This is a genomic window from Herminiimonas sp. GW821-FHT09C12 (genome assembly GCF_059416385.1).
In genome coordinates, this window is sequence record NZ_JBWKPC010000002.1 from 1,305,212 (window position 1) to 1,318,909 (window position 13,698).

The following is a 13,698-nucleotide window of genomic DNA, read 5'->3' on the forward strand; positions in this document are numbered from 1 at the left end:
TGCTTCTGTATCAAGCCAGTGCCTTGACTACGGCATCGCCCATCTGCGTGGTGCCAACCTTGGTCGTGCCTGCTTCGTAAATATCAGCAGTGCGCAAACCTTGTTTCAACACAGATTTAACAGCCGCTTCGATGCGGTCAGCTTGTTCTGTTTTACCTAACGAGTAACGCAGCATCATGGCCAGTGACAAAATTTGCGCCAATGGATTGGCCATATCCTTACCAGCGATGTCAGGTGCCGAACCGTGTGATGGCTCATACAAGCCTTTGTTGTTTGCATCCAGCGAAGCCGAAGGCAACATGCCGATCGAGCCGGTCAACATCGCAGCTGCATCGGACAGGATGTCACCAAACATATTGCCGGTCACAACGACGTCGAATTCTTTTGGTGCGCGCACCAATTGCATCGCTGCGTTATCGACATACATGTGGTCGAGTTTGACGTCTTTGTATTCCTTGTGCACGTCGGTCACGACATCACGCCAGAACTGGAATGTTTCCAGCACGTTAGCTTTATCGACACTGGTCAAACGCTTGCTACGTTTTTGCGCAGCCTGGAATGCCACGTGTGCGATACGACGAATTTCAGGTTCGCTGTAACGCATGGTATCGAAACCTTCGCGCGAACCTTTGAATGGACCATCTGGCGCTTCGCGCATACCGCGCGGTTGGCCGAAGTAAATGTCGCCGGTCAATTCACGCACGATCATGATGTCGAGACCGGAAACGATTTCCGGTTTCAACGAAGACGCGCCAGCCAGCTCCGGATACAAAATCGCAGGACGGAAATTGGCGAACAAACCCAAATGCTTACGCAGACCGAGAATCGCTTGCTCTGGACGCAGCGAACGCTCCAGCGTGTCGTATTTGAAATCACCTACGGCGCCAAACAAAATAGCATCCGCTTCTTTCGCAACCTTCAAGGTCGACTCTGGCAATGGATGGCCTTGCTCTGCATACGCAGCGCCGCCGACTGCTACTGTTTCGGTTTCAAACTTTTCACCCAAGGCGTTCATCACCTTGACTGCTTGATTCATGATTTCCGGACCAATGCCGTCGCCCGGCAGAATTGCGATTTTCATTTGATGACTTCGAGAAAGATTAAAAAAGGATTACGTTGTACTTGGCTTGCGCTTTAGATCGTGTTCGACAACCACGGTTGCGCAGCCAGATGGCGCTCTTCATAAGCACGGATCTTGTCTGCCTTTTGCAAGGTCAGGCCAATATCGTCAAAGCCGTTCAACAGGCAGTATTTGCGGAAGGCGTCGATTTCAAACGGATAAGTCACGCTGCCGCTGCTGGTACCAATAATTTGTTTTTCCAGATCGATGACCAGATGGAAGCCAGGAAATGCTTTAACTTCATTAAACAGATGATCAACTTGCGCTTCTGTCAGAGCAACTGGCAACAAACCGTTTTTATAGCAGTTGTTGAAGAAGATATCGGCAAAGCTAGGCGCTACCACAGCGCGAAAGCCGTACTGGCTCAAAGCCCAAGGTGCATGCTCACGTGATGAGCCGCAACCGAAATTTTTGCGTGCCAACAAAATCTGCGCACCTTGATAGCGTGGCTGGTTCAACACGAAATCAGGGTTCAATGGACGCCGGGAATTATCCTGCCCAGGTTCACCGTGATCCAGATAACGCCATTCATCGAACAAGTTCGGACCAAAACCGGTGCGCTTGATCGATTTCAAGAATTGTTTTGGAATGATGGCGTCGGTATCGACGTTTGCACGATCCAGCGGTGCAACCAGGCCATCGAGAATAGTAAATTTATCCATGCTATCCAACTATTAAGACGTGTTGCAGAAACGATTTACTGCAATACGATTTACTACTTTATAAAACGTACGTCGGCAAATGAAGTACGAACATTCATGCCATCACTTGGCGGCTTTGTTTTGTATCTTGTCGCCCAAATGTTCGACGTCTTTACCAAAACCATTCATCGTGTTGCAACCTGCCAGCAGATAAACCGATGTAATTAGCAAAAAGAATGAAATAGCTTTCTTCATAATGTCCTCAATGTTTCAAAGCACGAACGTCGACGAAGTGACCTTCAATACCAGCAGCGGCAGCCATCGCTGGACTGACCAGATGGGTACGCCCACCTGCGCCCTGACGACCTTCGAAGTTGCGGTTTGAAGTCGAAGCACAACGCTCACCCGGCTCCAGACGATCTGCATTCATCGCCAGACACATCGAGCAACCTGGTTCACGCCATTCAAAGCCAGCAGCTTTGAAAATCTTGTCCAGACCTTCGCGTTCGGCTTGTTCTTTCACCAAACCGGAACCAGGCACGACCATCGCCAATTTCACGTTCGACGCACGGAACTTGCCGCGTACAACGGCAGCAGCAGCACGCAAATCTTCGATACGCGAGTTGGTGCAGGAACCGATGAAGACTTTATCAATACGGATATCGGTGATCAGCGTATTTGGCTTGAGTGCCATGTACACCAATGCTTTTTCCATACCGTCACGTTTGGTTGGATCTTTTTCTTTGTCTGGATCAGGTACACGGCCATCAACTGACACAACCATCTCAGGCGAGGTGCCCCAGCTGACTTGCGGCTTGATTTCAGCAGCATTCAATGTCACGACCATATCGAACTTGGCACCGACATCGGAATGCAGGGTACGCCAGTACTCGACCGCGCGATCCCAGTGCGGACCGACTGGTGACAGTGGACGGCCTTTGACGTAATTGATAGTGACATCGTCGACTGCAACCATACCTGCGCGTGCGCCTGCTTCGATCGCCATATTGCAGACCGTCATGCGACCTTCCATCGACAGGGAACGTATTGCAGAACCTGCGAATTCGATTGCATAACCGGTGCCACCTGCAGTGCCGATCTTGCCGATAATCGCCAATACGATATCTTTTGCTGTCACGCCATCCGGCAATGCGCCGTCGACCTGTACCAGCATTGCTTTTGATTTTTGTGCCAACAGAGTTTGCGTCGCCAACACGTGCTCGACTTCCGAGGTACCGATGCCATGTGCCAATGCGCCAAACGCACCGTGTGTAGACGTATGAGAATCACCGCACACAACCGTCATACCCGGTAAGGTTGCACCTTGCTCAGGCCCGATGACGTGCACGATGCCTTGGCGCTTGTCACGCATGCTGAAATAGGTCAAACCGTATTCATGCGCATTGCCATCCAGCGTTTCCACTTGCAGACGCGATGTCGGATCTGCGATGCCTTGCGAGCGGTCCGTGGTTGGCACATTGTGATCAGCCACCATCAGGTTGGCCGAGACGCGCCATGGGCGACGACCAGCCAGCTTCAAGCCTTCAAATGCTTGCGGGCTAGTGACTTCATGCAGCAAATGACGATCAATGTAGAGCACAGTGGTGCCATCGTCGCCGGTTTCGACGACGTGCGATTGCCAAAGTTTATCGTAGAGCGTTTGGGCCATGTTTCGTGTGTAAAAGTAAGTCAGTAATGACTGATGAGGTAGCTCTCGATTATGCCATATTTGTGCCGTTTCATTGCACGAAGCGGCATTCGATGACCTCCAGAAAGCTGGCTACCTGACTAAAAAGATGAGGGCGACGGCCTTGAATACAACATCTTGCCGTCTTGTCACTTATTTCTTTGCCTGTAGATAAAGTGGCATGACACGTTCAGAATATGCCGTCAAATCGCTGCTGCGATCCGAACTGGACGGATGAGTAGACAGGAATGTAGGCGTTGAACTGGTAGAAACCTTGCCCATTTTTTGCCATAAAGTGACAGCGGCACGCGGGTCATAACCGGCACGTGCAGCCAATTCAACGCCCATCCTGTCCGCTTCGGTTTCGTGACTGCGCGAATTAGGCAAGCCCACAAGGCCCATATAAGCATATTGCGCGCCCTGCTGCCCCAGATCGCCCATGCCCAACAAAATTGAACCGATTGAAATCACACTGCCAGCCACTCTTTGTTCCGATGCGCGCTCGCGGGCGTGTTCCCGTAATGCGTGGGCAATCTCATGCCCCAAAACGGCAGCCAGCTCGTCGTCAGTGACATTCAGCTTTTCAATCAAGCCGGTGTAGACGGCAATTTTTCCGCCGGGCATGCACCAGGCATTCACTTCCGGCGAGGTCAGTACATTGACTTCCCACTGCCAACGCTGTGCGTCTGGACGGAAAACCGATGTTTGTGCAATCAATCGATTGGAAATGGTACGTACGCGTGCCACCTGCGCTGGATTGCGATTCAGATTGTTTTTTTGCTTTTGCTCTGCAATCAAGGTGCCATATTGCTTGGTTGCAGACTGATCCAGCTCTTGGGCTGAAATCATCATTCTTTGCTGCCTATCGATGCCCACGACTCCGCTCTGCGTGGTCTGCACAGTTTCACACGCTGATAGCAGGAACATGGTCGACATAAGCGCTGCCGACGACAAAAAAGGATACCGGCGAACTGGCTTCATTTTGTCTCCATCAAAAATGATCACTGCACAGAGCGTGCAGCGATGGCAGATTAACGACTTGCAGGAATCGGCGGCGGCGTTACCGACACATCGCCACATTGCGCGCGATTACGTAAAGCATGATCCATCAGCACCAGTGCCAGCATGGACTCGGCAATTGGAGTCGCACGGATGCCGACGCAAGGATCATGGCGACCCAGGGTTTCCACCATGACTGGATTGCCGGCTTTATCGATTGAATGACGTGCAGTACGTATACTCGAAGTCGGCTTGATCGCAATCGATGCGGTGATGTTCTGGCCAGTGGAGATACCACCCAGAATGCCGCCGGAGTGATTAGTAGCAAAACCTTCCGGCGTCAGCTCATCACCATGCTCAGTACCTTTTTGCGCCACTGACTTGAAGCCGGCGCCGATTTCTACGCCCTTCACTGCATTAATACCCATCAGAGCAAATGCAATTTCCGCATCCAATTTGTCGTAAATCGGCTCGCCCAAACCAATCGGGACGTTCTCAGCCACGACATCAATACGTGCACCGCAGGAATCGCCGTTTTTACGCAAGTCATCCATATACGCTTCCAGCTGCGGCAGGATGCTCGCATTGGCGGAAAAGAATGGATTCTCGGTGACATGACGCCAGTCTTCGAATGGGATCTCGATATCGCCCAATTGGCTCATACAGCCCTTGAAGGTCGTACCGTATTTTTCGAACAACCATTTCTTGGCAATCGCACCGGCGCCAACCACAGGCGCAGTCAGGCGCGCTGAAGAACGTCCGCCACCACGTGGATCGCGGATGCCGTATTTATGCCAATAAGTGTAGTCAGCATGGCCGGGACGGAAGGTTTCAGTGATATTGCCGTAGTCCTTGCTGCGCTGGTCTTCATTACGGATCAGCAGGGCTATCGGCGTACCTGTGGTCTTGCCTTGGTACACGCCGGACAGGATTTCTACCGTATCGGACTCTTGTCGCTGGGTTACATGGCGCGATGTACCCGGTTTGCGGCGGTCCAATTCCGGCTGAATGTCGGCTTCTGACAACACCATACCGGGTGGGCAACCGTCGATCACGCAGCCGATTGCCGGGCCATGGGATTCCCCAAAAGTGGTGACAGTAAAGAGTGCTCCAAAAGTATTACCGGACATGATTTGATGGTTATAAGCTAAATAAAGTAGTCATTCTACCAGTGCACAGAAAACAAATAGTTCAAGAAAAATCATTGCCTGATGACAAATCGGTGTGCAATATACGGTTTCCAAATCAGAATAACCAATCTCGGAGAAGGCACCATATGGGCAAGTTGGTCAGCCATAGCGAGGATGACCTTGTATTTCTGGACGAAACGGTGCGCGTGTCCGGTGACGGTAAGTTAGGTGCAAGCAGCGACGTATGGCAGGTCATGATCATCGATGATGATGCTGACGTCCATTCGGCGACTACTTTTGCACTCAGCAACGTTGAAATACAAAATCGACCTCTGGCATTTTTGCATGCCTACTCTGCAGAGCAAGCCAGAGAAATTCTGGCAAAAGAACCGCATATTGCGGTGATTTTGCTTGATGTCGTTATGGAACAGCAGGATGAAGGCCTGCAATTGGTGCATTACATACGTGATGTATTACACCGTGCAGAAGTCCGCATTATCCTCCGCACCGGCCAACCTGGTTACGCCCCTGAAATCGACGCTATTCAACAGTTCGATATCAACGATTACAAAACCAAATCCGAACTGACCCGCATCAAGCTGTATACCGTTGTCACAGCAGCAATCCGCTCCTACGAACAAATCTGCACCATCAACTCAAGCAGCAGCGGCCTGGACATGATCCTACGCGCCAGTACAGAGCTGATGGCATTGCAAACGTTTGAAGAATTCACCACTGGTGTAATAACCCAAATTGCTCGCCTGCTTAGCCTGCCGCCGGACGGTTTGTTTTGCATACAAGAGCAACTCCATAATCAGGAAAACGCCTTATTCATCGTCGCCGCCGCAGGGAAATACAGTGACTTGATCAATCACCCACTCTCCTCTATCGAGGATGTGAGTATCGACAAGACCTTAACCCGCGCTCTGCACGAAAAACGCAATATCTATGGACGCGAATTTACCGCCCTGCACTTCACCGGCAATGCATACAGAAATTTTGCAGCCTTCTTCAGAACCGAGCGACCGTTAAACGATATCGAACTACGCTTGCTGGAGGTTTTCTGTAGCAATATTTCAGTCGGCCTTGCCAATATTTCGCTAGTTACACGTCTACACAATTCCGCTTTCTACGATTCGCTGACCAAACTGCCGAATCGCACACGCCTCAAAGAAATCATCGACGAAAATTTAATCTCGACCAAAAACCAGCCAACCACACTGGCACTGATCGATATTGATCACTTCGCAGAAACCAATGACACGCTCGGCCATCAATTCGGCGATCTGCTATTGCTTGCCGTAGCAACGCGTTTGCAATCGCGTCTGGGCGATAGACTGATTGTGGCGCGCGTCGGTGGCGATACCTTCGGCGTATTGGGCGACGATATACAAGTCAATCCTGCAGCTGTCCTTGCACAGTTTGAGCGTCCATTCAGCATCGATGGGCAAGATGTACAACTCTCCGCAACCGTCGGACTGGTTCGTCTGTCCGAGCATAAAGGCCGCGGCGTAGAGGCATTGAAAAATGCGCACATCGCGCTCAAGCGTGCCAAGCATCAGCAACGCACCGGACATCTGTATTTCTCCCGCAACATGGGTATCGATATCCGTGAACGCGTCAATATGATGCACGCTTTACGCGCCGCGTTTGAAGAGCGACATTTGTCCGTCGTCTATCAACCGCAAGTCGATATGGCCACGCGTATGCCGGTCGGTGCTGAGGCGCTCTTACGCTGGACGACTGAAGATGGTTCTTCGATTCCACCTAGCCGCTTTATTCCGATTGCCGAATACTCAGGCTTGATCATCGAACTGGGTGAATGGGTACTGCGCCAAGCTTGTCAGGAACTCGTGCGCGTTCAACGCCTGGGCTTTACCGACTTCATGGTCTCGGTCAACGTATCCCAGGTACAGTTCCGTCATCCACACTTCCTCAGCATGCTGCGTAATGCATTGCACGACACCAATGCTCCGCCGCACTGCATCGAACTTGAAATTACAGAATCGATGGCGATGGAAGAACCCGATGCCTTGATCAAATTGCTGGATCAAATTACGGCGACCGGTGTCAGCATTGCCATTGATGATTTCGGCACTGGCTTCTCCTCGCTCAGCCACTTACAAAAACTAAGCGTAGACAGACTCAAGATTGATCGCGCCTTCGTCACCGAAATCACTGATTCGTCGCGCGGAAGCAGCATCGCCGAAATGATTATTCAGCTGGGCCGTAATCTGGAACTGGATATCATTGCTGAAGGCGTAGAAGATGAACGCCAGGCAGAGATTCTGACCGCGCTCGGCTGTCCCATGGGGCAAGGTTATCTATTCGCAAAACCCATGACTTCCGACGCACTGCATAGCTGGTTAGGCAATCACAAACAACACTAGAACGCAAAAAAACACTCCATCTCGCGCACAAGGCCGGCTGTTTTCTGTCATCGCCGACCAGCCCAACTCTCCGCCGGACGATATGAAAAAAAGCGTACTCACGTTGCGTCGTTCAATCGTACTAACGGTAGTAATCGGTTTGCTCATACCGGCAATTCTGATCAATGGCTATAGCTGGTTCAAGCTCTACGATACAGAAATAAAAAATAAAACCATCAAGCTCGCTGAAGAAAATGCGGCCATGATCGCCGACAGCATCAGCGCAGCCTTGTGGAATCTTGATTATCAGGACGTCAGCGCAGCCATCGATACTGCGCTGTCCAAAAACAATAACATCGTGCGCATCGAAGCACGCGACAACAAACGCACACTTTTTGCCATCGCTGCTCATCACGATAGGCGCGTAGGTTTTACCGCCAGCTCGAATATCAATGTCTATCATCGTGGTCAAGCCGCAGGATCGCTAACCGTCGAAGTCAACAGCCTGCATTTACAGCAAGTCATGACGGAAGGTCTGGCGTACCAAGCTCTGCTCTTGGCCGTACAAACCGGCTTGTCTATCCTACTCATTCTGATCCTGCTGGAACGACGCTTGATACGTCCCCTGCTGCGTTTAAATACGAGCGCCAAACAATTAGCCGAACGTAAACTCGATGAGCCATTCACATGGAAGCATCAAGATGAAATCGGTTTGCTTGCACAAGGCCTTGAAAATACACGTATTCATCTGCGCACTCTGTTTTCCGATCTGGACCGCAAGAATCAAGAGCTGTTGGACGATATCGAGAAGCGTATTCGTATAGAAAAAGTACTGCACGAGCGCGAAACACATTTGCGCTTATTACTAGAACAAAGTCCTCTAGCCATCATTGAATGGAGCAAGAATCATCAGATCATTGAATGGAATAAAGCCGCCGAACAGATATTCGGCTATCGCCGTGAAGAAGTCCTTGGACGAGATGCACGCTTTCTGAATCCTTACGCGCAAGCCAATTTCATCGATGCATTAATCCAACAACCCGATACCAAAAATACACACAACATTCACGACCATCTGACTGCAGATGACCGTACGATTACTTGCGCATGGCGTTACATAACGATAGATGAAAGCGACGGTAACAAGGGAAGATTGCTTACCTTGGTGGAAGACATTACAGAAAAACGTCATGCATCAAGCGTGCAGAAATTGCTGGAAGAACAAAAAGCGGAAGCCGATCATGCACTTTTGCGACTTGCACAAGGTACGCATGGCATAACAGGTAAGTCCTTCTTTGAATCTCTTGTCCATGATCTGGCATCCGCATTGCGTGCCGACTGCACCTTCATAGGCTTGTTGCAAAAACCAGATCATCCAACGCGCATACACACACTGTCAGCGTACTTACATGGCAGTACTGTCGACAACTTCGAATATACAATTGCCGGAACGCCTTGTGAGCGCACGCTAAGAGGCCAGATCTGCGTCTTTGCCATCGATGTTCAATCCATATTCCCGCAATACAAGGTCTTGAATACACAAGGCTGGGATAGTTATGCCGGCGCGCCTATCCATGATGCAAACGGGCATACGATAGGCGTATTAGCCGTCATGCACTCTACCGCGCTACGCAATCCCGACCTAACCCGTTCATTGCTGCAAGTATTCAGCGAACGCGCTTCAGCCGAACTGGAACGCAAACATGCCGAAGAAGAATTACGTCTGAGCGAGCAACGCTTTGCCACGATTTTTCATTCGACACCCGTACCGATGTTTGTCACACAAGTCAAACATAACAATGTGATCAAAGACATCAACAGTGCGTTCGAACGATTGTTCCTACGCTCACGCTCGTCAGTCATTGGAAAAAATACGCAAGATCTGGCGATGTACTGCAACCCTGCCGATCGCGACGCTCTTTTGGAAAAATTAAAAAATACCGGCGAGACCGCGTCACATGGCGAAATATGGATGTATAGGGGTGATGGCACCAAAGTATTGATTCAACTTTCCGGGCATATTTTCTTGCTTGAAGGTGAGCAGTTTGGCATTCTCGCCTGTCAGGATGTGACGGAAAAACGTTTGATTGAGAATGAAATTCTTGATCTCAACACTACGCTGGAAGATCGCGTCATCGAACGTACCGAAGAGTTACAGCAGGCAAACCAGGAGTTGGAGACCACGCTGGATGCGCTAAATCTCGCACATGAAGAATTGGTTAATAACGAAAAATTGGCGGCGCTGGGCGCGCTGGTTGCAGGTATTTCACATGAATTAAATACACCTATCGGCAACAGTCTGATGGTCGCCAGCACACTCAGTGATCAGACATCGGCACTCGCAGAAAATTATCGCGACAACCACGGCATCAAACGTTCAACGCTGGAGAGTTACATCACTGACGTTGGCAAGGCCGGCGATATTCTGGTCAGGAATTTGCATCGTGCAGCAGACATGGTCAACAGCTTCAAGCAAGTTGCGATCGATCAAACCAGCTCGCAAAGGCGTCCATTTTCTCTGGCCGAAGTCACTAGTGAAATCTTGCTAACCTTATGGCCGGTGATACGCAAGAATGGCATCGTGGTTGAACAGGACATTCCGGACGATATTAGTTTCGATAGCTATCCTGGTCCCTTGGGTCAAGTATTGACCAATCTGGTCAATAACGCGCTGTTACACGGTTTCGATGGAAAAACACAAGGTGTCGTGGTGATTTCCGCCCGCAACACTATCGATGGCTGGATAGAACTCAGCATCAAGGATGATGGCGTCGGCATCCCTACACAGAATTTGAATCGAATTTTCGATCCCTTCTTCACCACTAAACTGGGAGCAGGCGGATCAGGTCTGGGCTTGAATATCGTTCACAACATTGTCAGCGGCGTACTTGGCGGCCGTGTCCGCGTGCAAAGTGCGATTGGTATCGGTACCGCCTTCACACTGACTCTGCCGCTCATTGCGCCGCAAAGAAGCAATGATGACGATGCCTTGCATCCACAAACCTAATACTTTTCCGCCTGCAATACATCCTCACTCAATCGCGGCAATATCAGCAATTTAAACTGCACGTATTAAGCTACACGTATCACTTCATCTCGCCGCGCAGATTCTGCACCTGAGCACGCAGAATTTCCGGCGTGACTTCTTCCACTGACATCGGCAAACCCACTACCAGCTCCAATCTGGAAAACGGCCCGCTACGGAAAGAGCGTTGGAAAGGATTATCAGCGCTGCGCGTCAATAAACTCCCCCACAAACCGCGCAGTGCCATCGGAATAACAGGGACTGGCGTACGTTCCATGATCTTCATGATGCCGCCCTTGAACTCATTCAATTCACCGTTATTCGTCAGCTTCCCTTCAGGGAAAATGCAGACCAGTTCCCCGCGCTCCAATGCATGCGCAATCGTTTCATAAGCAGCGTCCATCACTTCGACATCCTCACTGGCAGGAGCAATCGGAATCGCTCTTACAGCCTTGAATAATGCGGATAACAAAGGAATTTTAAAAATGCGATGATCCATCACAAAGCGCAAGGGACGTGGGCTCGTAGCCAGGATAACAATCGCATCCATATAACTGACATGGTTACAAACCAGAATTGCCGCCCCATCCTGCGGAATACGTTCGGCGTTGATGGCACGCACGCGGTGCGTGGTGTGCAGCATCAACCATGCAAGGAAGCGAAGCAGGAATTCCGGCACAACGGTAAAAATATAGGCAGCAACCAACGCATTCAAAATCGCAGTGACGAGAAACAGTTGCGGAATACTCAAACCCAGATTCAGCAAAACCATAGCGACCAATGCAGCCACAACCATGAACAGCGCATTCAAGATGTTCATGCCCGCTATCGTGCGCGACATGTGCGCGGGATCGCAGCGCGTTTGAATCAAGGCAAACAGTGGCACAATATACAAACCGCCGAACATGCCTATCATCAAACAATCAAACAAAATTCGCAGACTGCCTTGCTGCTGCAAGAAGCCGCCAATATCGACTAGTGATGTATTCGTGTACGCGATGCTGGACAGAAATAAATCAAAGCCGAATACCGACAATCCGATAGCGCCAAACGGTACCAGACCTATCTCCACCTTATGCCCAGACAGTCGTTCGCACAACAAGGAGCCGGCTCCGATACCCAGTGAGAATATTGTCAGCAACAAGACAAAAATACTGTGATCGCCATGCAAATAATCTTTTGCATATAAGGGGAATTGCGCCAGCAGAATTGCGCCATAAAACCAAAACCATGAATTGGCCAGCATCGACAAAAACACTGGACGATTCTGCCGGGAGAACCGGATATTGCGGGCCGTTTCCGTTGCTATATTCCAGTTGATTTTCAGCTCTGGTTCTGGCGCTGGTGACAGCGGAATCGCACGACTCGCCAACCAACCCAGCAAGGCAATCGCAATTGTGCCGCCAGCGACAAGTTCAATGCCCCACGGCTTATGCAATACCAGCACCGCACCCAATACTTCGCCCAGCAAGATGCCGATGAATGTTCCCATTTCCACCAAGCCATTGCCGCCGACCAGCTCACCAGGCCCGAGTTTTTGCGGAAGGTAAGAGTATTTAACCGGACCAAACAAAGTTGAGTGCAAACCCATGCCGGCCACCGCTGCAATCAATAGCCATAAATCGTGTCGCATCCACCCAATTGCTGCGGCGAGCATGATGGCGATTTCCAGCAGCTTGATGTAACGCACCAGACCGGATTTTTCAAACTTGTCAGCCAATTGCCCAGCAATCGCAGAAAACAAGACAAATGGCAGAATGAACAAACCGGGAATCAGATTATTCAGCAATCCCCTGTCTATCGTGGTCCAATTCAAGGCTTCGAAAGTCAGTATCGTCAACAAGGCCGTTTTAAAAACATTGTCGTTAAACGCGCCCAGGAATTGCGTCCAGAAAAAAGGCGCAAAGCGGCGTTGTGCGAGCAAGCTGAACTGACTAGGTTTGCGCATGAAAGGAAAAAGTAGGTTCAAGAAATCCGTGCGTATTCATATACGCCTCAGATACAAAAGATTACAGATCAAGGGATTGTAAGGTATCAGGATGACAAAAAGCCGTTCGCATACCATCAGATATGCGAACGGCTTTTGATTTTCTTCTATACGGCTTAACCGTCTTGTTCGTTGGCGACCGCCGGCCAATCCTGAATATACGACTTCAGCATTTTGTTTTCAAAGCTTTGCGCTTCGAGAACTGCTTTCGCAACGTCGTAGAAAGAGATGACACCGACCAGAATTTTTCCATCGAGAACCGGCACATAACGTGCATGTTTTTCCAGCATCAAACGACGGATGTCATTGACCTCTGTATCGGATGTGATCGTGATCGGCTTGTTGTTCATGTGACGACGCACAGTATCGTTACCTACTGCACCGCCATTCGCATGTATGGTTGCCATCACCTCGCGGAAGGTCAGCATGCCAATCAGATTGCCCGCCTCCATCACAACCAGAGAACCGATGTCTTTTTCCGCCATTGCATTGATTGCATCCAGCATCGGACTATCTGGTGTCACCGTGAAGAGAATGTTTCCTTTTACTTTGAGTATTTCGGATACTTTCATGGGACCGTCCTCAAGAAGTTGTGGTTATGCTTCGGACACTTTCAATGTAGCGCAAGCGCGGCGAAAAATCCACTATCGCTTCGCAAGCCTGAATAAATAGATGAAACCACCACAATACCCTACGACGCTCGTTGTAACCACCCGTATCAAGGCGTACGCCCTCGTTTT

At 50.1% G+C, this 13,698-nt stretch carries 10 protein-coding genes; 2 read left to right on the top strand and 8 right to left on the bottom strand.

Translation table 11 applies throughout. The features are described from left to right. Nucleotides 1-10: 10 nt before the first annotated feature. The 6 genes from leuB to aroC form a co-directional block, all read right to left on the bottom strand. The gene (leuB, locus tag AC07N2_RS15940) at nucleotides 11-1,081 is read right to left on the bottom strand and encodes a 3-isopropylmalate dehydrogenase (protein WP_494779119.1); all 1,071 of its coding nucleotides are present in this window, start codon (nucleotides 1,079-1,081) and stop codon (nucleotides 11-13) included. A gap of 53 nt (nucleotides 1,082-1,134) precedes the next feature. Further along, a complete protein-coding gene (leuD, locus tag AC07N2_RS15945) occupies nucleotides 1,135-1,782 on the bottom strand; it encodes a 3-isopropylmalate dehydratase small subunit (protein WP_494779120.1) in 648 nt (215 codons plus the stop codon). A 102-nt stretch (nucleotides 1,783-1,884) separates the two neighbouring features. Then, nucleotides 1,885-2,016, bottom strand: coding sequence for an entericidin A/B family lipoprotein (locus AC07N2_RS15950; protein WP_076590952.1), 132 nt, complete (start codon nucleotides 2,014-2,016; stop codon nucleotides 1,885-1,887). 7 nt (nucleotides 2,017-2,023) lie between these two features. After that, a complete protein-coding gene (gene leuC, locus AC07N2_RS15955; protein WP_494779121.1) occupies nucleotides 2,024-3,430 on the bottom strand; it encodes a 3-isopropylmalate dehydratase large subunit in 1,407 nt (468 codons plus the stop codon). Nucleotides 3,431-3,601: 171 nt separating this feature from the next. After that, a complete protein-coding gene (locus AC07N2_RS15960) occupies nucleotides 3,602-4,384 on the bottom strand; it encodes a M48 family metallopeptidase (protein ID WP_494779265.1) in 783 nt (260 codons plus the stop codon). Nucleotides 4,385-4,479: 95 nt separating this feature from the next. Then, nucleotides 4,480-5,577: a chorismate synthase gene (gene aroC / locus AC07N2_RS15965; RefSeq protein ID WP_494779122.1), complete on the bottom strand. Its 1,098-nt coding sequence runs from the start codon at nucleotides 5,575-5,577 to the stop codon at nucleotides 4,480-4,482. A gap of 146 nt (nucleotides 5,578-5,723) precedes the next feature. Here aroC and AC07N2_RS15970 point away from each other — a divergent pair, with 146 nt between their 5' ends. Further along, a complete protein-coding gene (locus AC07N2_RS15970; RefSeq protein ID WP_494779123.1) occupies nucleotides 5,724-7,967 on the top strand; it encodes a putative bifunctional diguanylate cyclase/phosphodiesterase in 2,244 nt (747 codons plus the stop codon). Between the two features lie 82 nt (nucleotides 7,968-8,049). Beyond that, nucleotides 8,050-10,953, top strand: a complete 2,904-nt coding sequence (locus tag AC07N2_RS15975; protein WP_494779124.1) for a PAS domain S-box protein — start codon at nucleotides 8,050-8,052, stop codon at nucleotides 10,951-10,953. Nucleotides 10,954-11,032: 79 nt separating this feature from the next. Here the strand turns inward: AC07N2_RS15975 and AC07N2_RS15980 are convergent, their stop codons facing one another. Continuing rightward, entirely contained in the window at nucleotides 11,033-12,919 is a 1,887-nt protein-coding gene (locus AC07N2_RS15980; RefSeq protein WP_494779125.1) for an MFS transporter, read from the bottom strand. A 155-nt stretch (nucleotides 12,920-13,074) separates the two neighbouring features. Next, a complete protein-coding gene (locus AC07N2_RS15985) occupies nucleotides 13,075-13,530 on the bottom strand; it encodes a CBS domain-containing protein (protein ID WP_494779126.1) in 456 nt (151 codons plus the stop codon). Nucleotides 13,531-13,698 lie beyond the last annotated feature (168 nt).

Bases quoted from the DNA above. Each gene is read 5' to 3' on its own strand.
- leuB (WP_494779119.1), bottom strand. From the start codon at position 1,081: ATGAAAATCGCAATTCTGCCGGGCGACGGCATTGGTCCGGAAATCATG.
- aroC (WP_494779122.1), bottom strand. From the start codon at position 5,577: ATGTCCGGTAATACTTTTGGAGCACTCTTTACTGTCACCACTTTTGGG.
- AC07N2_RS15950 (WP_076590952.1), bottom strand. From the start codon at position 2,016: ATGAAGAAAGCTATTTCATTCTTTTTGCTAATTACATCGGTTTATCTG.
- AC07N2_RS15975 (WP_494779124.1), top strand. From the start codon at position 8,050: ATGAAAAAAAGCGTACTCACGTTGCGTCGTTCAATCGTACTAACGGTA.
- AC07N2_RS15980 (WP_494779125.1), bottom strand. From the start codon at position 12,919: ATGCGCAAACCTAGTCAGTTCAGCTTGCTCGCACAACGCCGCTTTGCG.
- leuD (WP_494779120.1), bottom strand. From the start codon at position 1,782: ATGGATAAATTTACTATTCTCGATGGCCTGGTTGCACCGCTGGATCGT.
- AC07N2_RS15960 (WP_494779265.1), bottom strand. From the start codon at position 4,384: ATGTCGACCATGTTCCTGCTATCAGCGTGTGAAACTGTGCAGACCACG.
- AC07N2_RS15985 (WP_494779126.1), bottom strand. From the start codon at position 13,530: ATGAAAGTATCCGAAATACTCAAAGTAAAAGGAAACATTCTCTTCACG.
- leuC (WP_494779121.1), bottom strand. From the start codon at position 3,430: ATGGCCCAAACGCTCTACGATAAACTTTGGCAATCGCACGTCGTCGAA.
- AC07N2_RS15970 (WP_494779123.1), top strand. From the start codon at position 5,724: ATGGGCAAGTTGGTCAGCCATAGCGAGGATGACCTTGTATTTCTGGAC.